Below are 22,047 nucleotides of genomic sequence, written 5' to 3'. Positions count from 1 at the left end.
TTTTCAGGTGATCACCAGGCCCTGGAGCGCGGGATCGCTGGGGGGATAACGCAGCTTGAGTTTTTTCAGGGTGTCGCGCACCACAGTGGCAATCATCAGGTTGCGGTGTGTCTTGGAATTGGCAGGCACGATGGTCCAGGGGGCGTACGGCGTACTGGTGGCGCGCAGCAAAGCCTCATAGGCCTTCTGGTAGTCATCCCACTGCTTGCGCACCGCCAGGTCGCCCATGCTGAACTTCCAGTGCTTGGTCGGGTCGTTGATACGCTCCTGCAGGCGTCCGCGTTGCTCTTCAAACCCGATATGCAGCATGAATTTCAGGATCACGGTGCCGGTATCGCTGAGCAGGCGTTCGAAGTCATTGATGTGCTGGTACCGCTGCCGGGTTTGCTCGGGCGTGATCCATTGATTGACAACGGGCACCAGCACATCTTCATAGTGGCTGCGGTTGAAAATCATGGCTTCGCCCGCACCCGGCATCACTTTGTGGATGCGCCAGAGGTAGTCGTGAGCCTTTTCGTCCTCGCTGGGTGCTTTCCAGCCCAGGGTGTGCACACCCAGCGGGCTGGTACGGCTGAACACACTGCGTACCGTGCCGTCTTTGCCCGACGTGTCGGTGCCCTGCAGCACCACCAGAAGTTTGAAGCGCCTGTCGGCATAAAACAGGTCCTGCAGGGCGTCCAGCTCCATCGCCAGCGCATCGACTGCAGCCTTGTCGCTCTCCTTGTCGCCAGAAGACCAGGGCTTGGCAGCAGGATCCAGCCGGGCCAGGGAAAACCGGGAAGCACTTTTCCCCGCAGGAGCTTGCCAGTTCGCAAGCGTGTGGGCGGCTGAGCTCTTGTTCGCCATGCATGTCTCCTGTAGGCTGCCTGCATTTGATTGACGTTTACGTAAACGTCAATCTTACTGCTTTTCCAACAAAAAAGGGGCGCTTGCGCGCCCCTTGAGAAGGTTCAAGGCCATTTTGGCCCGCTTGATCAGCCGTACAGGTATTTCGGCAGCCACAGTGTCAAACCCGGCCAGATGTACATGAACACCATGCACAGGATCACGATCAGCATGTAGGGCATCATGCCCGCGAAAATCTGGTTGATCGTCACATGCGCCGGAGACACCCCTTTCAGGTAGAAGGCCGACATGGCCACCGGCGGCGACAGGAAGGCCGCCTGCAGGTTGACGAAGACCAGCACGCCCCACAGGATGGGGTCTATCTGGAAATGCGCCAGCAGCGGCAGGAAGATCGGCACAAAAATCACCAGGATCTCGGTCCACTCCAGCGGCCAGCCGAGGATGAAGATGATGGCCTGCGACAGCAGCAAAAACTGCAGTGGCGACAGGTCCATCGACAGTACCCATTCTTCCACCACGCGCTGACCACCCAGCAGGGCAAACACCGCCGAAAAGAGGGCCGAGCCGACAAACAGCCAGCACACCATGGAGGTGGTCTTGGCGGTCAGGAACACGGCTTCCTTGATGCGCTGGAAGTTAAGGGTGCGCGCATGCCAGGCCATCAGGAAGGCGCCGGCCGCCCCGACAGCAGCAGATTCGGTGGCAGTGGTCAGGCCAAACAAAATGACTGCCAGCACCATCAGCGTCAACAGGGTCAGTGGCATAACGGAGGACACCAGCATCCGGAGGATTTCAAACTGCTCGGCGTCGAAGCGCCAGTAATACCAGGCGAGCAGCAGAAGCGTCAGGCCGCAGGCGATCCAGAAGCCGGTGTAAAACGCCTCGGGTACAGATGCAGTCTGCGGTGCCGGCGCGCTCGGGTCGCCCAATTGCTGCATGGCCGTCTCGCCACCCTCCTTGCCGCCGGCAGGAGTCTGAACATCCGCCGCCCCGGGGGGAGCCTCCAGTCCGCCGTCACTGGACAGCTCCTTGAGGCCGCCTTCGGCAGGGGGCTCCTGCAAACCGACAGAAGCCGCCGGCGGCTCTTGTACGCCGCTTGCAGCAGGTTCTGCCAGGCCAGTACCGGGGGGGGGGGCCGCCACATCGACACCCGCTCTGGCTGGCTGCGTGACCTGGGCGGCCATGTTCGCGTTGTTGTCTTCCTGGGAGTGAATCACCACGTACCACCAGACCGCGCCCAGGGTCCCTGCCGCCAGCGCCAGCGGCACCAGCGCCGTCACCAGGCTGCGCAGAAGCAGTCCCCAGGTGATGCGCATGCCGTCCACACTGGCCTGCAGCGCCTTGCCCGGCATGGCTACCGCGCTGGCGAGGGCCGGCAGCATGCGGCGCGAGTAGGCGTTGGAGAGATGGCTCAACCAGGGCGGCACCGGAACCTGTTGCTGCTCGGGCGGAAGCCGGGGTGCGATCTTCGGGTTGATCAGCACCCAGCCAATGATGTAGACCAGGTACAGAAACGCCAGGAAGAAGCCGGGAAACATGGCCGCGGCATACAGCTTGACCACCGACTGGCCGGCCACGGCGGCATACACAATGATCATTACCGACGGCGGGATCAAAATGCCCAAGGTGCCGCCGGCGGTAATTACCCCAGCCGCCAGGCGCGTGTCATACCCCGCATTGAGCATGGGCCGCATCGCGATCACACCCATCAGCACCACCACAGCACCGACCAGGCCGCTGGCAATGCCCCAGAAGGTGCAGATGATCAGTGTGGTGACCGCCAGCGAGCCAGGCACGCTGCGAAAGGCCAGTTGCACGCTGTGAAACATCTTGTCCACCAGCGCGCCGCGTTCCATCACATAACCCATCAATACAAAAAGCGGGATGGATAAAAGCGTTTCGTTGGTCATCGCGCCAAAGGCACGCTGCACCATCAGATCGAAAATCCGGTTGTCCAACCAGGAAGCTGTGGGGTCGTAAAAAGCGACATAGCCAAACAGCATGCCAAGCCCCATCAGGGTGAACGCTGTTGGAAAACCCATCATGATGACGACCACGATGAGGCCGAGCATGGTCATGCCAAGTGCTGCGTTACTCATGATCAGCCCTTCATCCCTTTGGATTTTTCGATGGCCAACTGACGTGCCTCCTCATCGACGTATTCGCTGGCGGCGAGTTGCTGCGCAACGACATCAGACTCTTCCGCGTCCTTCAGGCGCGGTGTCCACTCGCCGGTCTTGATACACACCAGACAGCGAATGATTTCGGCGATACCCTGCATCAGCACAATCGCGCCGGCCATGGGAATCACAAACTTGAACGGGTAAAGCGGTATCGGGTCTGCATTGAAAGTCTGCTCGCGCATGGCCAGGGAGTCCCCAAAATAAGTCCATCCGGCCCAGGTGAGCGCTGCAATGCCGGGAATAAAAAACAGGAAGTACATGACGAAGTCCACCGTCGCCTGTGTGCGCGGTTTCATGTTGCCGTAAAAAAAATCGCCGCGAACATGACCATCGTGGGCCAGGGTGTAAGCACCACCCAGCATGAAGAGCGTGCCGTAAAGCATGTTGTTGACGTCGTAAATCCATGCGGTCGGTGCGTTCAGCGCGTAGCGCTTGAAAACTTCGGCGCAGACCAGCAGCATCAATACCACGATAAGCCAGGCTGCAGCCTTCCCGACCCAGGTGCTGATTTCATCAGCGGTATAAAGAACGCGTTGGATACTCATAAAAACACCTGCTCACCCCTTTTTGGCGCTGCACAAAATAAAACCAGCCACCCAGAAGAACCGGATGGCTGGGTCATCAGGGAAAGACTGGTATCAGGCTTTCTTCTTGCCGAAGTAGTGGTTGTAGGCCATTTTGAAATCGACCATGTAGTCATTTTGCCACTGGCTGGCGCGCGCCGCAAAGGCCTTCTGGGAGGCCAGCACTTTGACAAACAGCGGATTGTCCTTGCTCTTTTTCTCGATGGTCTTGTCCCAGGCTTCGAGTTGCGCACGCAAGATCGCATCGGGTGTTTTGTAGAACTTGATGCCAGCTTTCTTCAGCTCGATGTAGTCCTGGGAATTGCGCTCAACCGCTTTCCAGCTCATGTCTGCACTAGCCGCCTGAACGGCGTAGTCGATGATGGACTTGAGTTCGGGCGCCAGGGCGTTGTACTTGCCCTTGTTGAACAAGATTTCAAACTGCTCGCCACTCTGGTGGAAGCTCTGCAGCATGCAGTTCTTCACCACATCAGGAAAGCCCAGAATACGGTCGGAGGTTGCATTGTTGAATTCTGCAGCGTCAATCAAGCCCCGGTCCAGTGCTGGCACAATTTCGCCGCCTGGCAGCGGGTTCACCGCCATGCCCAACTCGGTGAAAATGTCCACCGACAGGCCGACGGTGCGGAACTTCAGGCCCTTCATGTCGGCAACTTTGGCAATCGGCTTCTTGAACCAGCCCAGGGGTTGTGTCGGCATGGGTCCGGTGAGGTAGGACACCACGTCCATGTTGATCGATTTGTAGATCTCCTCCAGCAGCGCCTTGCCGCCGCCGTAGTTGTGCCAGGCCAGCACCATGTTGGGGTCCATGCCGTAAGCCGGGCCTGAGCCCCACAGCGCCAGCGCTGCCTGCTTGCCATAGTGGTACGCGACCACGCCATGACCGCCGTCCAGCGTGCCCTTGTTCACGGCTTCCAGCAACTGGAACGCGGGCACCACGGCACCGGAAGGCAACACTTCGATCTTGAGTTTTCCGCCCGCCATGTCATTGACTTTTTTGGCGAAGTCGTTGGCGTATTCGTGGAAGATATCCTTGGCTGGCCAGGTGCTCTGGAAACGCAGAGTGGTGGTGGTCTGTGCGGTAGCCAGCATAGGTGCGGACATGGCACCGGCACCCGCGGCGACAGCGGCGCCCTTCAGCAGACTGCGGCGGCGAGGGGTTGTGATATCTGTCATGGCGTGTCTCCTGTTGATGATTGAAAGTTAGCAAGCTATCTTTCGCGATTGGCGCCCTGCATGAAAGAGGGTTTTTACCAACGAGTCGCCGATGATTGCATCCAATTGGGGTGAAACTGTTTATCAGTGCCCTGTTTGAGTAGCAACTGTCAGCATTTCGTCAAGATTCCGAGATCGCATTTCATATTGTCTGGAAAGCGCGGTGCGGCGCTCTGGCAGTAGCTCGGATTTTTAGCCCTTTTGGCCTCCAGCCCACGGCGGATTAAAGGCAAGCAGCTATAAAAAAAGGAGCAGATAACTGCTCAGGAGATTGCAGGGGTGCGCTTTGTCGGTTGGCGCGGCTGAACGCTTGCGGCGGCCTAAACTTGGCGTCACGCTTGTGTAGTTTGCCGACGGCCATCGTGCCCCTGCCTGAACCTGGAATTGCCATGAAACCGCTCCAACTTTTTGACCCTGCTTCCAGCACCTACACCTATTTGTTGTTCGATCCAGTGACGCGCGAGGCTCTCATCATCGACCCGGTGGATCAGCAACTGGAGCGCGATCTCGCCGTTCTTCGGGACCAGGGGCTCAAGCTGCGGTGGACGGTGGAAACGCACGCCCATGCAGACCACATCACCAGCGCCGGGCAACTGGCCGAGCACACAGGAGCGCAGACGGTGGCACCGGAAGCTTGCGGCATTGCGACTGCCGCACGTCAGCTCAAGGATGGCGACACGTTGCGGGTGGGCGGCGAGCAGATCACAGTGATACACACACCCGGCCATACCGCCGGCAGCGTCAGTTATCTTTGGCGCGAGCATCTTTTTACTGGCGACACCCTGCTCATCAATGGGTGTGGTCGCACCGATTTTCAGTCGGGCAGCGCTCAGGCGCTGTACAAGAGCATCACGCAACGGCTGTTCACTTTGCCGGACAGCACCATGGTCTGGCCTGGTCACGATTACCAGGGCCGTACCCATTCCACGATCGCTGCGGAGAAGGCTGGCAATGTGCGCATTGCCGGCAAAAGCCTGGCGGAGTTCGTGGCCACCATGTCGCAGCTTCACTTGCCGCGTCCGGCGCGCATGGACGAGGCACTGCCAGCGAATCAGAACTCGGGCCTGGGCAGGGGCCGACAAGATGCCGACGGCGCCTGCTTGTTGCAGGTCCAGCCCGCCCAGGCGTATGCCGGCAATGTGTCGCCCGAGCTGGCTTGCCAGTGGTGGCAGGCCGGCCAGGCGGTGCTGATTGATGTGCGCAGCGATGCCGAGCGCGAATGGGTCGGTTTTGTGCCGGGTGCGGTGGCGCTGGCCTGGAAGCAGTGGCCCGGCATGGACATGAATCCGCAGTTCGACGAAGCCCTGAAGGCCGTCGTGCCAACCGGCGGCAAGGCGGTGATGTTGTGCCGCAGCGGAGTGCGTTCAATTGCGGCTGCCAAACGCGCCACCGAGCTGGGACTGGAGGCCTACAACATCCTCGAAGGTTTCGAGGGCGACCCGGATGCCGAGGCGCGCCGCGGCACGCGCGGTGGTTGGCGTTTTCGTGGCTTGCCCTGGCGGCAAAATTAGGCCCCCACGTTCGCTCACTTCGTGTAGCTTTCTGCCCCCCGAGGGGGCGCATTTTCCCTTGGGACGGCCCGGCGGGAAAACCAGACCCCCAAGCTCTCCACTGCGTGTGGTCGCTGCCCCCAGAGGGGGCGCTGCGCCTGCGGGCCGGAGGAGCCGGACCCGCGGCCCCTGCTTGAAAAAACAGGATTCGAGATTGCGAGACAGCGCGGCATGGTTCACATAAACTGGCCGCATGAACCATGACAGCCTGCTCAAACGCATCGAGTCTAAACGCGACGAGGTCGTTGCCCTTACCCAAGACCTGGTGCGCATTCCGACGACCAATCCACCCGGCGACGCCTACGAAGCCTGTGCCCGCATGCTCGGTGAGCGGCTGGCAAAACGCGGTTTTGCGGTGGAATATATCCGTGCCACAGGCGCTCCGGGGGACCGCGACTCACACCCGCGCATCAATGTGGTGGCACGCTACGAAGGTCAGCCCGGCGGGGAGTGTGTTCACTTCAACAGTCACATCGATGTGGTCGAAGCCGGCTCCGGCTGGAGCAGTGACCCCTTCGGTGCCGACATCCGGGACGGCAAGGTGTATGGACGCGGCACCTGCGACATGAAAGGCGGGCTGGCCTCCAGCGTGATCGCCTGCGAGGCGATTCTCGAGGAAGGCCTGCCGTTCGCCGGCGCGCTGGAAATTTCAGGCACAGTCGATGAAGAGTCGGGCGGTTTTGCCGGCGTGGGTTACCTCGCCGAGCGCGGTTACTTCACCAAACCCCGCGTGCACCATGTGATCATTCCCGAGCCGCTCGGTGTGGACCGCATCTGCCTGGGCCACCGCGGCGTGTGGTGGGGCGAGGTCGAAACCCTGGGCCGCATCGCCCATGGCTCCATGCCTTTCCTGGGCGACAGCGCCATCAACCACATGAGTGCTTTCATCCATCTGCTGGAGACGCAGTTGCAGCCGCGCCTGTCGCAGCGCCACACGGCCGAGCCGGTGGAGCCACCCGGCGCCCGGGTCAGCACGTTGAACATCAACAGCCTGCATGGCGGCCAGGTCGAGCAACTGTTCTCCATGGATGCCTTGGACCGACCGACCGGCGACTTGCCTTCGCCGGTGGTGGCGCACTCCTGCCGCGCGGTGCTGGACCGCCGCTTCATTGCCGAGGAAAACCTGGAGACTGTCAAAGCTGAAATCGTGGCCATGCTCGAAGAGCTCAAGCACAGCCGGCCAGGTTTCAACTACGGCATCAAAGACATCATGAGTTTTGTGCCGACGGCGACGCCGAGAGACGCGCCGGTGGTGCTGGCCACTGCCCGGGCGATTGCCCGCGTGCTCGGTCGCGAAGCCAGCTACATCTCCAGCCCCGGCACTTACGACCAGAAACATATCGTGCGCACTGCCAAGCTTGACGCGTGTATTGCCTACGGTCCCGGCATTCTGGATCTGGCGCACCAGCCGGATGAATATGTGGGTATTCAGGAACTGGTGGACAGCGCAAAAATCATGGCGCTGGCCGCATTGAGTCTGACCCGAGGCGCGCGTGATGCATGACGCAAGTAATACAAAAGAATCTCATTTAGGCACGCATTAACTTTAATCGCCAGTGCTGACTCGCTATCCCTGTCAATATTGACAGGGGTTCCAGTCTCAAATTTGTCGATTTCATTTTCAATGGTGTTACTTTTTCACAAGGTAACTCCATGCAACTTGAAATCCTCGACATTGTTCCCGTCCGTACTGTCACCAAATCGACTATCAATCCCGGGCTTTCCGCGCATTTGCGGCAACGTATTGCACGCGAATTCACACCACGCTGGCAAAAGCAATGGGGCGGAAAATTCGTGCTTCACGGCAAAACCGCGGGTTCCGATTCGGTGCGTCTGGACGGCAACGACTACCTCAGCGTGACAGGTCATCCGGACATTGTTGGCGCCCAGGTGGCAGCCTTGCGGCATGACCGCGAGTTCGTGATCCAGTCCGGGGTGTTCGTGCATGGCGAGCATCCGGCCCGGTCGCTCGAAAAATCCTTGGCCAACTGGGTTGGAAAAGACGATGGTTTTATCTGCCAGTCGGGTTATGCGGCCAATGTGGGCTTGCTGCAGGCGATAGCCGACGCGCAAACACCGGTCTATCTCGATACCTTGGCGCATACCTCGCTTTGGGAAGGGGCCCACGCGGCACGTGCCCCGGCCCATCCCTTCCGCCACAATGACCCGGCGCACCTGGAGCGTATGCTCACCCGCCACGGTGCCGGGGTGGTGGTGGTGGACTCCGTGTACAGCACCACAGGCGCCCTGTGTCCGCTGCGCGAGATGGTGGAGGTCGCAGAACGCCATGGCTGCATGATTCTGGTCGATGAGTCACATTCGCTGGGAACCCACGGCCCGGGCGGTGCCGGCTTGTGCGCGGAACTCGGGTTGACCGACCGGGTGCACTTCATCACGGCCAGCCTCGCCAAGGCTTTCGCGGGACGCGGCGGCTTTTTTACCGCCCCGGCCGACCTCCGCTATTACATCCTCAGTTCAAGTTATCCGAACATTTTCAGTTCCTGCCTGTTGCCCTACGAAATTGCGGGCCTGAATGCGACGCTCGCCGTGATCGGCCAGCGCGACGAGCAGCGCCACCGCCTGCGCGCCCACACTCTGAGGCTGCGCGCCAGCTTGTCCGACTTGGGTTATCCGATTCACCAGGGAACCGAGCAGATCATTTCGCTGGAGGCCGGCACCGAACCCGACACCATGGTGCTGCGCGATCATCTGGAAGATCGTGGGGTGTTTGGCGCCGTGTTCTGCGCGCCGGCGACCAGCCGCAACCGCGCCATGGTGCGACTAACACTGCATGCGGCGCTGACAGACGCCGAACTCGGCCATGTGGAGGCGGTGGCGCGCGAGGTGGCGCCGCTGGTCAAGCCCTGGGACTGGCCAATCGCCAGACGGGCACGTGCTGCCGGATCAAGCGGCAATCAGCTCGCGGGTTAGGGATAGTTCGCATCTGCATTTATGGTGTGAACGGCCCCTAGTCCTGCACCGTGCGGGGGCCGTTCTTCTTGAGCCACTTGGCGTAACCGGTCCATTGCCGCTCGCTGGATGGAAGTTCCAGCGGGAACATCGCGGCCAGCATCGAGCCTTCGTGCCCAATGGAAAAGGCGGGTGCCATTCCGGGCGGGCCCGTCCTTTTCAGGGCTTGTTGCAGCTCCAGATCCACCAGTTGTTGGCCGTTTCGGATGTCGGCTGCGCAGTTGGCGTCCATACCCTGAGATTCGGCCAGTTCAGCCAGCTCTGCCAGCCCGGAAGCGGGCTCCAGTTGCAGCCAGCTCACAAGTCCTTCCGCGTTCATGCCCAGGATGCCGAAGGGCTCACCAATCACCACATATTCGACCCATTGGTCGGTGGCCACGCTGGTAAGTTGACGGGCTACCGACGGCACCTGCAGCAGCGCCTGTTGCGGTTGGGTCAGCGCCGCACGCCAGGTTTGGGTGTGTCGCAACTGGGGCCGGTCCAGCATGCGCTGCACCATAGATATCAGGTGCTGGGAAATGTCAGGCGTCTGCTTGGCGATGAATTGGTCAATCAACCCGCGGTTGAAAGCACTGACCGCAACATGTTCGTCTGCCTGACCCGTAAGCAACACCCTGCCACCCGGCCAATCGGTCAGTTCTGACAAGGCCTGCAGGCCATCCATGCCCGGCATGGCGTAGTCAAAAACACATACATGGGTGAAGCCATAAGGGTCGGAGCGCGTCGACCAATATTGCAGGATTTGCGGGATCAGTGGGCTGCCGGCGCGCCAGTTGTCGATGATCTCCTGCTGGGCCCAGGCGTCGGCCTCCCACTGCGGCGGTTCCTGCTGCAGCTGGTTGATGCAAGTCCGAGGCCTCAAAAACAGCCTGATATGCCAATGCCTGGGCAAGACCATGGCGAGCATTTCCAGGTAGTCGGGGTCATCGTCAAGAAAAACGACGGCGCCAGGGCGATGAAACAGAGGGAAACTCATGGCGTGAAGATGGTGAAGGATTACCTGAGGACGGGAAGATCGATGATGAAAATGGCGCCACGGCCCAACTCGGATTTGACGCGGATGGAGCCGCGTGCACTTTGCACAACCTGTCGGCAAAACGCCAAGCCGAGGCCATGACCCGTGCCCCGGTCGGTGGAGAAAAACGGTTCGAAAATCCGCGCCTGCAATTCCGGCGCGATACCGCAACCCTGGTCGGTGATGATGATGCGTCCGGACCCGTTCAGCACGCCGACTTCAATGCGCAGGTTGCCGGGTTTTGATGCTGCGCTGCTGGCCGCCAGCGAATGAAAGGCATTTTTCAGGAGGTTGTTGACGACCTGGGAGAACAGCCGGTAGGACGATTCAAAGGAAAAGTCCTTGCGCAGTACCAACACCACGCTTTCGCGTTCGCGCAAGCTTCTGTAAGGGTAGTCCTTGACCACATTGCGCAGCAATTCAGCGGCCATCACCGTTTCCTTGTGGATGGGCAGGCGCATCAGACGCGCATTGGCGATCTGTGTGTCGATCTGCTGGTTCATGTTGCGCACCAGGGTGTGCAGCCTGACCACCAGTTGCTCCAGCCGCTGTTCGCCGCCCGCCTCCTTCAATGGCTGGCTCTCGTTGCGCACAGCGTCCCCGACCAGGGACATGGTCGCGAGCGGCGTTCGCAGCTCGTGCGCCATGATGCCTATGGTGGTCAGGGTGTGCTGCAGGTGGTCCCGGCGCAGGTTGGCCGACGACAGGCCGAGCAGCAGGGCGCTGGCCCAGCAAAAAGCAATCACTACCGCGTTGATCGCAAACTGCTGCTCACTCATGGGCGGCACGACCGGTCCCAACCAGACAAACAGGGCCCTGGCCCCCAACAAGCCGCTGACGATGCCTACCGTGGCCACGCGCCAGTCAGTCACATGGTAGTAAATCAACACCATGGCGCAAAAACTGGGGAGCCAGGCCGTATTGCCGTTGTTGCAAAAATACATCCAGCTAAAAAAAAGCGGAAGTTGCGTCCAGAAAACAAAGGTGAAAATGCGCGCGGAAAGCTTGCTGGAAGGGTCGTTGGTAATGCTTTCGGAAATGAGCAGCAAGCCCAGCGTGCCCATGGCGGCGCGCAGGCCGGGATTCTCATAGGGCTGTGGCAGCCAGTGGCCCCAGATCCAGCCAAACAAGGGGTGTCCGACCAGCGTGAAGATGCCGAGCCAGCGCAGACGCCATGGTGAGGGGTGCAAAATAGGAACCAGCTGTTCGTGAAACAGCTCGGCCCGGATTCGCGACAGCAGTCGTCCCCAGGCACCGGGAAAATTCCACAGCGTGCGCACCCATTGTTTGAGCCTTGCAGGCACTCCTGAAGCCATGAAGAAATCTTGGAACATATCTCGGTACATTGTCACAGTTCTGGGGCGTCGCTGAGCATGCGCCTACCTGTCAACTTTGACAGTGTCGTACTGGACGCCATGCTGAGCGACTGGATTTCGGCCTTGCGCGAGTTCGCGGTTGAAGCTGTGGTGGTGCTCGGTCCGGACCCCTATGGCCAGCGTCCGGACCGGCTGGTGGCAGCGGTTCATCCGCCGCGCTTTATGGATGCTGCCTCGGCCTTGGCCGACAGCCAGGACTTTGGCGCGCCGTGGCGGGAATCGGATGCTCCGATGGTGGCCTGGCAGCATATTGGCAACTCGGACACGGGCCGCGACCGCTGGCGTCTGTTGTGGCTGGCCCACGGTTTCCAGAGCGTGGTACGTGTTGAGTTCCCCCTGCCTTCGGGGCGCGCCTTTGAATGTTTCATGCTGAGCCCGCGCCAGTTTCATGACCGGGCTGAGGCGGCCGCTCTGGTCTGGTCGGCGCTCAATATCTGGCCCTTGTTCAAGCGCACCATGGCCGCCGCCAGCAGCCCGCTCAGCCCGCGCGAAAGCGAATGTCTGGCGCTGGCTTTCGAAGGCTTGACCGCGCGCCAGACAGGCGAGCGCTTGCGGTGCACCGAACGTACGGTCAATTACCACATGGCCAATGCCATGGCCAAACTCAAGGTGGACAACAAGATGTCGGCGATTCAGCGCGCTTGCTGGATGGGCGTGATCTAGGGAGCCCCGCGGCTTTGGGTATCCAATGTTTCCCTGTGGCTTGAATATTGCCTATGAACTATGGTTACATTACGCAAACAGCCCGTGTGATTGCAGTCTGGCTGTTCCACCTCTTGTTTCTAAGGAAAATTCGTCATGAAACGTCGCTCCCTTGTTGCCCTGGCCGCTTCCACGGCGGTGATCTCTGCCTTGCTGCTTCCGGCCTTTGCCCAAGCCCAGGGCAAGACGCTCAAAGTGGTGCCGCACTCGAACATCACCATTCTGGACCCGGTCTGGACCACGGCGTTCGTGACCCGCAATCATGGGTACATGATTTACGACACGCTGTTCGGCACCGACCTGGAGGGCAAGGTCAAGCCGCAAATGGTGGACACCTACAGTGCGTCCAAGGACAACAAGGTCTGGACCTTCACGCTGCGCGATGGCCTGGAATTTCATGATGGCAAGGCTGTCACCAGCGAGGACGTGGTGGCATCGCTCAAGCGTTGGGCCAGCCGCGACAGTTTTGGCGGGGTCATGGCCAAAAGCGTGGCCAGTTATGAAACGCCCAATGCCAAGACTTTTGTCATCAAATTCAACCAGCCTTTCGGCGTAATGCTTGAAGCGCTCGGCAAGCCTTCGTCGAACGTGCCTTTCATCATGCCGGCGCGCATCGCGGCCACGCCGGGCAGCGAGCAGATCAAGGAAAACATCGGCTCCGGACCCTATAAGTTCGTCACGGCCGAGTACAAACCCGGTGAAAAACTGGTCTATGTCAAGAACGACAAATACACGCCGCGCAGTGAAGCGCCCAATGGAACAACAGGCGGCAAAAACGTCTATCTGGATCGCGTGGAATGGATCATCATCCGTGATCCGCAAACCCAGTTCAATGCACTGATCGCCGGCGAGGTGGACATCATCGAACAACCCGCTTTTGAGCAGTACGCCTCGCTCAAGGCGGCCAAGGACGTCCAGATTGTGGACGCCCAGCCGGCCGGTCTGCAGTACATCTTTCGCTTCAACCACCTGCACGCCCCGTTCGACAACGTGAAGATCCGCCAGGCGGCTATGGTGGCCATGGGCCAGGAGGCCTTCCTGAAAACCCAGGTCGGCGCGCCTGGCATGTACAAGTTCTGCAAGAGCATCTTTCCCTGCGGCACACCCTATGCCAGCGACAACGCCGGGATTTACACCGGCATGGCCAATCCGGCCAAGGCCAAACAGATGCTGGCCGAGGCCGGTTACAAGGGCGAGCCTGTGGTGCTGATGCGGCCGACCGATCTGGCCTCGATTGCCAAGCTGCCGCTGGTGGCCAAGCAGCAGCTTGAAGCCGCCGGCTTCAAGGTGGACATGCAGCAGTCCGACTGGGCTACCTTGCTTGCCCGCCGGGCAAAGAAGGATGCACCCGACAAAGGCGGTTGGAACGCGTTCATGACGGCATGGACCGCCGGCGACATCCAGAACCCGCTGACCATGGCCATGCTCAACGCCACCGGTGACAAGGGCTGGTTCGGCTGGCAGGACGACAAGGTCATCGAGGACCTGAAGGTCAAGTTCGCCCAGGCCAGCACCGAGGCTGAGAAGAAGAAACTCGCCGAACAACTGCAGCTCCGCGCGATTGAAACGGCCTCGCATGTGCACCTGGGTCAGTACAACAATCCGGCCGCGCTGCGCAGCAACATCTCCGGTCTGGTGCCTGGCGGCGCGCAGGTGTACTGGAACATCAAGAAGAACTAGTGCCCCCACGCTTGTCGCTTCGCGAGCCTTCGGCACTCCGCTGCCCCTTGCCCGAAACAGAGGGGCGCTGCGCCTGCGGCCCGGCGAAGCCGGTTCCGCGGTCCCCGCTAATAAGGAATGGGCCCGCACGCGTGTCGCTTGAAGCTGTCGAAGGGTGTACCCAACCGATGCCGAGCGGAAGAAACTCATGCTGAGATTTTTGCTGCAGCGCCTGCTCGCCACCATCCCGGTGCTTCTCGTCGTGGCGGTCGTGGTTTTCCTGATACTGCGCTTGACGCCCGGAGACCCGGCGGCGGTGATTGCCGGCAACAATTCGACCAATGAAGACATCGAAAAAATCCGCGAGACCCTGGGCCTGAGCAAACCGCTGCTGGTTCAGTTCTGGATATGGTTCAGTGGTGTGCTGCAGGGCGACCTCGGTTACTCCTTTTATCTGAACAAACCCGTCACCGAATTGATCGCGCAGCGGCTGGAGCCCACGCTCAGTCTGGCGGTGGGCACCCTGGTCCTGGCGGTGCTGGTAGCGGTGCCGCTGGGCACCATCGCCGCCTGGCGCATGGGCGGCTGGCTGGACCGCCTGCTGTCGGGCTTTTCAGTAGCCGGATTTTCCATTCCTGTGTTTGTCACCGGGTACCTGCTGATTTACGTATTTGCAGTGCAGCTTGAATGGTTTCCGGTGCAGGGTTACCGGCGCTTGTTCGGCAGCGACGGGCAGGGCGCTTGGCCCTGGGCGCGCCAGTTGGTGCTGCCCTGGATCACGCTGGCCATGATTTATGTCGCACTGATTGCCCGCGTTACGCGCGCCAGTGTGTCCGAGGCCCTGACTGAAGATTACATTCGCACGGCGCGCGCCAAGGGGCTTGCTGAATTCGCGGTGTTGATGCGCCATGCACTGGCCAACGCGGCGGTGCCCATCGTGACCGTGATCGGCATCGGCGTGGCGCTGTTGATCGGCGGCGTGGTGGTGACCGAGACGGTGTATTCGATTCCTGGCCTGGGCTCGTTGACGGTGGATGCGGTGCTGAACCGTGACTTTCCGGTGATCCAGGGCCTGGTGCTGTTTTTCAGCCTGCTGTATGTCGGCGTCAACCTGCTGGTGGATGTCAGTTACCTGTTTCTGGACCCGAGGATCCGTTACTGATGCAGGCCCGGTTGATGCTTTTGCAAAGGCTCTGGCGCAACAGTGCCTTCCGTTTTGGTGTGACGGTGCTGGGCGTACTGCTGCTGTTGGCCGCGCTGGCGCCGGTACTGGGTACGGTAGACCCCGCCGCCATGGATTCGGCCAACATCAATACCGCTTCGGGCGTGCGCGGGGAGTTCGCGCAACTTGACGGCACGGTGGTCCAACACACCTTCTGGATGGGCGCCGACAACTTCGGTCGCGACATTTTCAGCCGCGTGCTGTACGGCACGCGCACCTCCCTGCTGGTGGCAGCCTTCACCGCGACGGTGGCCATCGGTGTGGGTGCCCTGCTGGGCATGCTGGCAGGTTACTTCCGCATGGTGGACGCGGTGCTGATGCGTTTCATGGATGGGCTGATGGCCATCCCGGCGATCCTGCTGGCGATCGCGCTGGTGGCCGCGCTGGGCGCGCAGTTGTGGACGGTGGTGGTGGCCATCGCGATCCCGGAGATCCCGCGCGTCACGCGCTTGGTGCGCTCCATGGTGTTGACCCTGCGCGAGGAACCGTTTGTGGAGGCTGCCCGTGCGCTGGCGACCCCGACGCCGGTGATCCTGTGGCGGCACATCCTGCCCAATGCGATGGCGCCACTGATTGTGCAGGGCACCTTTGTGGCCGCATCAGCGGTCCTGACCGAGGCGATCCTGAGTTTTCTCGGGCTCGGTCTGCCCGCCGACATCCCGACCTGGGGCAACATCATGGCCGAAGGGCGGGTGCAGTTCACCCAGTACCCGGGCAATGTGTTGTTCCCGGCGCTGTTCCTCGTGCCCACTGTGCTGGCGATTAACCTGCTGGGTGACGGATTGCGCGATGTACTCGATCCGAAATTTTCAAAACGCAGCCCATGAATACAGAGGCAACTCCCGTTCTCGTCATCGACAAGCTGCATGTGGCCTTGCCGGCGGGCAGTGACCGTGCCTATGCCGTCGAAAACGTCAGTTTGAACATCCGCCCGGGCAAGACGCTGTGTATCGTGGGGGAGTCTGGCTCCGGAAAATCGGTCATGGCCACCGCCGTGATGGGACTGCTCGCGCGTGAGCTCAAGCCCGGACCGGGTGCCATCCTTCTGAACGGGGAATCGCTGCTCGATGCCAACCCCACGCGCCTGCGCGCGTTGCGCGGCCAGGCCATGGGCATGGTGTTCCAGGAGCCGATGACGGCGCTCAATCCGGTGATGAGCTGCGGCGATCAGATTGACGAGTTGCTCAGGGTACACACCGACTGGAACGCAAAGCGGCGCAGTGAGGCGGTTTCCGACATCGTGCAGCGCGTCAAGTTGCCCGAGCCGGAGCGCATGTTGCGCAGCTACCCGCATCAGCTTTCGGGTGGTCAGCGCCAGCGCATCATGATTGCGATGGCGGTGATTTTGCAGCCGGCCCTGCTGATCTGTGACGAGCCGACCACGGCGCTGGATGTCACGACGCAAAAGGAAATCCTCAAGTTGATTGCAGAGTTGCAGGAGGACCAGTCCAGCGGCCGCCGGCAGGCCTGTGCCGTGTTATTCATCACGCACGACATGGGCGTCGTGGCCGACATTGCCGACGAGGTGCTGGTAATGCACCAGGGGCGGGCGGTTGAGTACGGCACGCGCGATGCCGTGCTGCGCAACCCCCAGGCCGATTACACCAAAATGCTTCTCGCTGCGGTGCCTGGCATGACGCCGCCGCCGGCGCGACCGGCGCCGCAGGGCCTGCCGCTGCTGCGCGGGCGGGACGTCAGCAAGACCTATGTTGCCCGCGACTGGCTGGGCCGCCAGCGTCTCACCCATGCGTTGCAAGCCGCCTCAGTCGCAGTCTCTGCCGGCGAAACTGTTGGCGTGGTCGGCGAGTCCGGGTCCGGAAAATCCACGCTGGCGCGCTGCCTGATCCGCCTGATCGATCCGACCGGCGGCCAAGTGCTGTGGAGCCAGCCAGACCAGGGCGCGGACAGCGCGTTGATTGATGTGGCCAGCTTCAAGGAAGGCCAGCTCCGGCCCTTGCGCAGCCAGGTGCAGGTGGTGTTCCAGGACCCGAACCGTTCGCTCAACCCGCGCCGCAAGGTCGGCGACTCCATCATCGAAGGCGCTATCAATTTCGGAGCTACCCGCGCAGAAGCGACAGTACTCGCCGCCCTTTTGATGGACAAAGTCCGGCTGCCTGCCGAGGGTCTGCAGCGTTACCCCAGCCAGTTTTCGGGCGGCCAGCGCCAGCGCATCGCGATTGCGCGCGCGTTGGCCTGCCGGCCCCGCGTGCTGGTCGCCGACGAAGCCGTCAGCGCGCTTGATGTCAGCGTGCAGGCGCAGATCCTGAGCCTGCTGCGCGAAATCCAGGCCGAACTCGGTCTCGGCCTGCTGTTCATCACCCATGACCTGCGTGTGGCCGCCCAGTTGTGTGACCGGGTCATCGTGATGTACCAGGGGAAAATTGTGGAAGAAGGGCCGACGGCCGAGCTGTTTGCCCACCCCCAACATGACTACACGCGCCGGCTGCTGGCCGCCGCGCCCGGAGCCGCCTTTTGAAAATCCTTGTTGCCGGCTACCAGCACGAAACCAATACCTTCGCCCCCTCCAAGGCCGACTGGGCGGCCTTCAACCGTGGCGATGATTTTCCTGCTTTTATCCATGGCCGGGCCATGCTCGACAAGCTCACCGGCGTCAATCTGCCGATGGGCGGCTTCATTGATGCCGCAAAAATCCGAGGCTGGCAGCTTGTGCCCAGTAGCTGGTGTGGCGCATCACCGTCGTCCTATGTAACGCAAGATGCGTTTGAGCGCATGAGCGCGTCCGTCATGGCAGACGTGAACAAGGGCGGCTTTGATGCGGTCTACCTGGACCTGCATGGCGCCGGCGTGGCAGAGCATCTGGACGACACCGAGGGCGAACTGATCACGCGCATCCGCCAGGTGGTGGGCAAGGACATTCCCATTGTGGCCAGCCTGGACCTGCATGCCAACGTGACACAACGCATGTTGCAGCAAGCCGATGCGCTGGTGTCTTACCGGACCTACCCTCACATCGATATGGCTGGGACCGGTGAGCTGGCGGCGCAATTGCTGGCACGACGCATTAAAGTGGGCCGCAAGGAGCCGCTGCGCTACCGGCGCCTGCCGTTTCTGATTCCGCTGAATGCACAGAGCACCTGGATGCAGCCTGCCGCAGCTCTCTACGACGCCTTGCCGGAGCTGGACAAACATTTCGGCACCTGTCTGAGTTTCTGCATGGCTTTTCCGGCGTCCGATTTTGATGAGTGCGGGCCCATGGTCTGGGCGCATGGTGAGCATGCGTTAGAGGCGGTAGACCGTCTGTTTGCCCTGGTGGCTGAGCCGACGCAGTGGAAACTCGAATTCCTGTCTGCCCACGATGCGGTGGCGCAATCGCTGGCGCGGGCCTCCCAGGCGCACAAGCCGCTGGTCATTGCCGATACGCAGGACAATCCGGGTGCGGGCGGGGACAGCAACACCACTGGCCTGCTGCATGCGCTGTTGCAGCAGGACGCGGGAAAAAAATTCCCCGACCAGATTGCCCTGGGGTTGATGTTCGATCCGCAAGCCGCACGGGCCGCTGCCGCCGCAGGGGTGGGGGCGACCATTTCGATCACGCTGGGGACGGCCGTGCCCACATTCACCGGCCAGCACAGCGATCCGCCAGTGACAGGCGAGTTCAGGGTACGTGCGCTCAGCGACGGCCAGGTGACGATTAAAGGGCCGATGATGACCGGGATGGCGGTCACGCTCGGGCCTTGTGCCTGCCTGGAACTTGACGGCGTGCAGGTGGCCGTGGTCAGCGGGCAGATGCAGATGCTTGACCGCGAACTGTTTCGCATGGTCGGCATTCATCCTGAAGCCCTGAAGATCATCGTGGTCAAAAGTTCCAACCACTTCCGCGCCGACTTCACACCGCTGGTAGCCGACGCCCAGACCGACATCATCGTGGCCAAGGCCGCAGGGCCGATGGCCGCCGATCCGGCCGACCTGCCGTGGAAAAATTTGCCTGCTTCAATGCGGCGCAAGCCCTGATTTGAAGTTCCAGGTTTTTGGAGTATCCGATGACGCTTTCCGGCCCCCGCACCGATCTTGCCGACTGCACCGCCACCGAGCTGCTGCAGCTTTACCAAACCGGTCAGGCCTCACCCTTGGATGCCGCCCGCGCCGTGCTGGCCAGGATTGACGCACAGAATCCACAGCTCAATGCGTTTTGCCTGGTGGCGCACGAATCAGCGCTTCAGGCCGCTCGGGACAGCGAAAAACGCTGGCAGCAACTTCGCCAGGGCGGCGCGCCCTGTGGCGATCTCGACGGCGTGCCAGTCTCGATCAAGGACATCATCCTGACGCGCGGCATGCCGACCCTTCGCGGCAGCCGGACGGTCGATGCCGACCAGCCCTGGGACGTGGATGCGCCGGCCACGGCCCGGCTGCGCGAAGCCGGCGCAGTGATTGTTGGCAAGACCAACACCCCGGAGTTCGGCTGCAAGGGCGAGACCAATTCACCGCGCACCGGCATCACGCGCAACCCCTGGGACCTGTCGAAAACGCCAGGTGGCTCCTCGGGTGGGGCGGCAGCCGCCGTGGCTTCCGGCATGGGCCCGCTGGCCCTCGGCACCGACGGCGCCGGCTCGGTACGCATCCCGGCAGCCTTCTGCGGCAACGTCGGTCTCAAGCCCAGTTTCGGCCGCGTGCCTGCCTATCCCTTGTCGCCTTTTGGGTCGGTGGCGCATCTGGGGCCGCACAGCCGCAGTGTGTCTGATGCGGCGCTGATGATGAATGTGCTGAAAAAGCCCGACGCGCGCGACTGGACCTCGCTGCCGTCAGACGGTAGCGACTACCTGAACGGGCTTGAGGATGGCATTCGCGGCTTGCGCATCGCCTGGTCGCCGACACTGGGGTACGCCAAAAATGTATATCCCGAGGTCGCCCGTTCGGTGGCGCAGGCCGTCGCGCAACTGTCTGAGCTGGGCGCCCATGTTGAACAGATCGACCCTGGCTTCGAGGATCCGCTGGAGATCAGCACCGGGCTGTGGTTTGCGGGTGCCTGGACGGTCTGGAACACGCTGTCGCCGGCGCAGCAGGCGCTGACCGATCCGGACTTCCGCGACCAGGCGCTGCTGGGCGAAAAACTCAGCCTGCTCGACATCCAGCGCCTGCATTTGCAGCGCGGTGCGCTCGGCTCGCTGATGCGGCAGTTCATGCAGCGTTTCGACCTGCTGGTCACACCCAGCGTCGCGGTGCCAGCCTTCAGGGCGCGGCCGGCCGGGCACACGCCCATGGACCCGGTGGCCATGCTGGGCTGGACGCCGTTTTCCTACCCATTCAACTTGACCCAGCAGCCTGCCAGCACCGTGCCCTGCGGGCTGACCTCCGATGGTTTGCCAATCGGCCTGCAATTTGTCGGGCCGATGTTCGGCGATGCGCTGGTGCTGCGCGCCTCGCGGGCCTACGAAGCGGCGCGGACGGGCACGGTGGACTTTACGCGGCCAGTGACGCCGCGCTGAGTGCCTACACCGGCCTGTTCCGGCCTTTAAGGGAATCCTCCCCGCGGCGGGTGTCAGAACCTGTTCATAATCCTGTCACATGACTTTTTTAGCACTCGACGTGGGCAACACCCGCCTGAAGTGGGCCCAGTACGAGGCCCCGGTCGCGGGCTCACGGCTGTTGGCCCATGGCGCTGTGTTTCTTGAAAACATTGACAAGCTTGCCGACGAGGAGTGGGACGAACTGCCTGCGCCCTCGCGCATTCTTGGCTGTATCGTGGCCGGCGACGCGGTCAAGCGCCGCGTGATCGAACAGATGGAACTTTGGGACGTCGCTCCGCGCTGGGTGATCCCGAGCGCCCAGGAAGCCGGCGTGACCAATGGTTATGACCATCCGGCGCGCCTGGGTGCCGACCGCTGGGTCGCGATGATAGGGGCGCGGCACCGGCTGCTGGCCCGGGGCATCCAAAAGCCCTGCGTCGTGGTGATGGTGGGCACGGCAGTCACCGTAGAGGCTATAGACGCCTCCGGAAAGTTTCTTGGCGGCATCATCTTGCCGGGCCACGGCATCATGCTGCGTGCGCTGGAGTCCGGCACCGCCGGCCTGCATGTCCCGACCGGTGACGTCAGGGATTTCCCCACCAACACCAGCGACGCGCTGACCAGCGGCGGCACCTTCGCCATTGCCGGCGCCGTTCAGCGCATGGTGGAGAACACCACGCGGCATTGCGGCGAGGCGCCTGAATGCATCATGACTGGCGGCGCGGGCTGGAAGATGGGGCCAAGCATGTCGGTGAAGTTCGAATTGGTTGAGGGCTTGATTTTTGATGGCTTGCTGGAGATTGCTTCGCGGCGGTTTCCGGTCGAGCTTTGATGTTTGTGCCTGCATGTTGCGACTTGCGCTGCGGCCTGGTTGGTGGGATAAACTGGTTTTGTAGCTGGGCGTCACGCCCGGCCTGATTGCAACCCGTTTTCAACCTGTTTTGGGAGCCCGCCATGGACAACACCAGCAAAGACAAACTGATCACCGACATGAAGCTCGTTCTTGCCGATGTGGAGGACCTGCTCAGGGCCGCCACCGCCGCCACAGGCGAGACGGCCGCCGCACTGCGTGAGAAAGCGGCAGGCAAACTCAAACTCGCGACCGAAAAACTCACCGGCTTGCAGGAAGCGGCGCTGCTCAAGGGCAAGGAAGCCGCGAAGGTCACCGACGAGTATGTCCACGCCAACCCGTGGAAGGCCGTCGGTATTGCCGCTGCGGCCGGGTTTCTGGTCGGCCTGCTGGTCAATCGCAAGTAGTCCCGG

Annotated in this window: 18 protein-coding genes and 1 pseudogene; 13 read left to right on the top strand and 6 right to left on the bottom strand. The window is 61.6% G+C overall.

Going from position 1 to position 22,047, the window contains the following annotated elements; all coding sequences use genetic code 11:
• Positions 1–3: 3 nt before the first annotated feature.
• The 4 genes from IEX16_RS05230 to IEX16_RS05215 all read right to left on the bottom strand — a co-directional run bounded on the left by IEX16_RS05230 (position 4) and on the right by IEX16_RS05215 (position 4,786).
• Positions 4–846, bottom strand: a complete 843-nt coding sequence (locus tag IEX16_RS05230; protein WP_188707300.1) for a PPK2 family polyphosphate kinase — start codon at positions 844–846, stop codon at positions 4–6.
• A 128-nt stretch (positions 847–974) separates the two neighbouring features.
• Positions 975–2,945, bottom strand: coding sequence for a TRAP transporter large permease subunit (locus tag IEX16_RS05225; RefSeq protein WP_188707299.1), 1,971 nt, complete (start codon positions 2,943–2,945; stop codon positions 975–977).
• A gap of 2 nt (positions 2,946–2,947) precedes the next feature.
• Entirely contained in the window at positions 2,948–3,574 is a 627-nt protein-coding gene (locus IEX16_RS05220) for a TRAP transporter small permease subunit (protein ID WP_188707298.1), read from the bottom strand.
• Positions 3,575–3,667: 93 nt separating this feature from the next.
• Entirely contained in the window at positions 3,668–4,786 is a 1,119-nt protein-coding gene (locus IEX16_RS05215) for a TRAP transporter substrate-binding protein (protein WP_188707297.1), read from the bottom strand.
• A 428-nt stretch (positions 4,787–5,214) separates the two neighbouring features.
• Here IEX16_RS05215 and IEX16_RS19925 point away from each other — a divergent pair.
• From IEX16_RS19925 to cqsA, 4 genes and pseudogenes are all read left to right on the top strand, one after another.
• Positions 5,215–5,715 (top strand): annotated as a pseudogene (locus tag IEX16_RS19925) (MBL fold metallo-hydrolase); the annotation flags it as partial.
• Positions 5,716–5,835: 120 nt separating this feature from the next.
• Positions 5,836–6,336: a rhodanese-like domain-containing protein gene (locus IEX16_RS19920; RefSeq protein WP_373288292.1), complete on the top strand. Its 501-nt coding sequence runs from the start codon at positions 5,836–5,838 to the stop codon at positions 6,334–6,336.
• Positions 6,337–6,568: 232 nt separating this feature from the next.
• A complete protein-coding gene (locus IEX16_RS05205) occupies positions 6,569–7,879 on the top strand; it encodes an acetylornithine deacetylase/succinyl-diaminopimelate desuccinylase family protein (protein ID WP_188707295.1) in 1,311 nt (436 codons plus the stop codon).
• Between the two features lie 149 nt (positions 7,880–8,028).
• Positions 8,029–9,306, top strand: a complete 1,278-nt coding sequence (gene cqsA, locus IEX16_RS05200) for an alpha-hydroxyketone-type quorum-sensing autoinducer synthase (RefSeq protein WP_188707294.1) — start codon at positions 8,029–8,031, stop codon at positions 9,304–9,306.
• Between the two features lie 37 nt (positions 9,307–9,343).
• Here the strand turns inward: cqsA and IEX16_RS05195 are convergent, their stop codons facing one another.
• Positions 9,344–10,321 carry a DNA-binding transcriptional response regulator gene (locus IEX16_RS05195; RefSeq protein WP_188707293.1) on the bottom strand — a complete coding sequence of 326 codons (978 nt, stop codon included), beginning with the start codon at positions 10,319–10,321 and terminating at the stop codon, positions 9,344–9,346.
• A gap of 20 nt (positions 10,322–10,341) precedes the next feature.
• Positions 10,342–11,694: a sensor histidine kinase gene (locus IEX16_RS05190; protein ID WP_229676199.1), complete on the bottom strand. Its 1,353-nt coding sequence runs from the start codon at positions 11,692–11,694 to the stop codon at positions 10,342–10,344.
• Positions 11,695–11,733: 39 nt separating this feature from the next.
• On the opposite strand from IEX16_RS05190, the gene IEX16_RS05185 reads away from it, so the two are divergent.
• The 9 genes from IEX16_RS05185 to IEX16_RS05145 all read left to right on the top strand — a co-directional run bounded on the left by IEX16_RS05185 (position 11,734) and on the right by IEX16_RS05145 (position 22,041).
• Positions 11,734–12,399: a helix-turn-helix transcriptional regulator gene (locus IEX16_RS05185; protein ID WP_188707292.1), complete on the top strand. Its 666-nt coding sequence runs from the start codon at positions 11,734–11,736 to the stop codon at positions 12,397–12,399.
• Between the two features lie 135 nt (positions 12,400–12,534).
• Positions 12,535–14,118 carry an ABC transporter substrate-binding protein gene (locus IEX16_RS05180; protein ID WP_188707291.1) on the top strand — a complete coding sequence of 528 codons (1,584 nt, stop codon included), beginning with the start codon at positions 12,535–12,537 and terminating at the stop codon, positions 14,116–14,118.
• Between the two features lie 187 nt (positions 14,119–14,305).
• Positions 14,306–15,259 (top strand): ABC transporter permease, encoded by a 954-nt coding sequence (locus tag IEX16_RS05175; protein WP_188707290.1) that lies wholly within the window; start codon positions 14,306–14,308, stop codon positions 15,257–15,259.
• Between the two features lie 14 nt (positions 15,260–15,273).
• A complete protein-coding gene (locus IEX16_RS05170) occupies positions 15,274–16,146 on the top strand; it encodes an ABC transporter permease (protein ID WP_229676198.1) in 873 nt (290 codons plus the stop codon).
• On the top strand, positions 16,143–17,795 hold the full coding sequence (locus IEX16_RS05165) for a dipeptide ABC transporter ATP-binding protein (protein ID WP_188707288.1): 1,653 nt from the start codon (positions 16,143–16,145) through the stop codon (positions 17,793–17,795). The genes IEX16_RS05170 and IEX16_RS05165 overlap by 4 nt, the downstream gene beginning before the upstream one ends.
• On the top strand, positions 17,792–19,291 hold the full coding sequence (locus IEX16_RS05160) for a M81 family metallopeptidase (RefSeq protein WP_188707287.1): 1,500 nt from the start codon (positions 17,792–17,794) through the stop codon (positions 19,289–19,291). Before IEX16_RS05165 ends, IEX16_RS05160 begins: the two co-directional genes overlap by 4 nt.
• 29 nt (positions 19,292–19,320) lie before the next feature.
• Entirely contained in the window at positions 19,321–20,763 is a 1,443-nt protein-coding gene (locus IEX16_RS05155; RefSeq protein WP_188707286.1) for an amidase, read from the top strand.
• A gap of 79 nt (positions 20,764–20,842) precedes the next feature.
• Positions 20,843–21,616 (top strand): type III pantothenate kinase, encoded by a 774-nt coding sequence (locus IEX16_RS05150; protein WP_188707285.1) that lies wholly within the window; start codon positions 20,843–20,845, stop codon positions 21,614–21,616.
• A 122-nt stretch (positions 21,617–21,738) separates the two neighbouring features.
• Positions 21,739–22,041 (top strand): ElaB/YgaM/YqjD family protein, encoded by a 303-nt coding sequence (locus IEX16_RS05145; protein ID WP_188707284.1) that lies wholly within the window; start codon positions 21,739–21,741, stop codon positions 22,039–22,041.
• Positions 22,042–22,047: the final 6 nt, after the last annotated feature.

Source organism: Polaromonas eurypsychrophila (assembly GCF_014641715.1).
In the GTDB taxonomy this organism is placed as follows: domain Bacteria; phylum Pseudomonadota; class Gammaproteobacteria; order Burkholderiales; family Burkholderiaceae_C; genus Polaromonas; species Polaromonas eurypsychrophila.
This window is presented reverse-complemented; position numbering and strand designations above follow the sequence as displayed.

Coding starts and splice junctions, on each gene's coding strand:
- IEX16_RS05225 (WP_188707299.1), bottom strand. CDS start 2,945: ATGAGTAACGCAGCACTTGGCATGACCATGCTCGGCCTCATCGTGGTC.
- cqsA (WP_188707294.1), top strand. CDS start 8,029: ATGCAACTTGAAATCCTCGACATTGTTCCCGTCCGTACTGTCACCAAA.
- IEX16_RS05165 (WP_188707288.1), top strand. CDS start 16,143: ATGAATACAGAGGCAACTCCCGTTCTCGTCATCGACAAGCTGCATGTG.
- IEX16_RS05180 (WP_188707291.1), top strand. CDS start 12,535: ATGAAACGTCGCTCCCTTGTTGCCCTGGCCGCTTCCACGGCGGTGATC.
- IEX16_RS05205 (WP_188707295.1), top strand. CDS start 6,569: ATGAACCATGACAGCCTGCTCAAACGCATCGAGTCTAAACGCGACGAG.
- IEX16_RS05150 (WP_188707285.1), top strand. CDS start 20,843: ATGACTTTTTTAGCACTCGACGTGGGCAACACCCGCCTGAAGTGGGCC.
- IEX16_RS05170 (WP_229676198.1), top strand. CDS start 15,274: ATGCTTTTGCAAAGGCTCTGGCGCAACAGTGCCTTCCGTTTTGGTGTG.
- IEX16_RS05155 (WP_188707286.1), top strand. CDS start 19,321: ATGACGCTTTCCGGCCCCCGCACCGATCTTGCCGACTGCACCGCCACC.
- IEX16_RS05230 (WP_188707300.1), bottom strand. CDS start 846: ATGGCGAACAAGAGCTCAGCCGCCCACACGCTTGCGAACTGGCAAGCT.
- IEX16_RS05175 (WP_188707290.1), top strand. CDS start 14,306: ATGCTGAGATTTTTGCTGCAGCGCCTGCTCGCCACCATCCCGGTGCTT.
- IEX16_RS05190 (WP_229676199.1), bottom strand. CDS start 11,694: ATGTTCCAAGATTTCTTCATGGCTTCAGGAGTGCCTGCAAGGCTCAAA.
- IEX16_RS05145 (WP_188707284.1), top strand. CDS start 21,739: ATGGACAACACCAGCAAAGACAAACTGATCACCGACATGAAGCTCGTT.
- IEX16_RS05185 (WP_188707292.1), top strand. CDS start 11,734: ATGCGCCTACCTGTCAACTTTGACAGTGTCGTACTGGACGCCATGCTG.
- IEX16_RS05215 (WP_188707297.1), bottom strand. CDS start 4,786: ATGACAGATATCACAACCCCTCGCCGCCGCAGTCTGCTGAAGGGCGCC.
- IEX16_RS05220 (WP_188707298.1), bottom strand. CDS start 3,574: ATGAGTATCCAACGCGTTCTTTATACCGCTGATGAAATCAGCACCTGG.
- IEX16_RS05195 (WP_188707293.1), bottom strand. CDS start 10,321: ATGAGTTTCCCTCTGTTTCATCGCCCTGGCGCCGTCGTTTTTCTTGAC.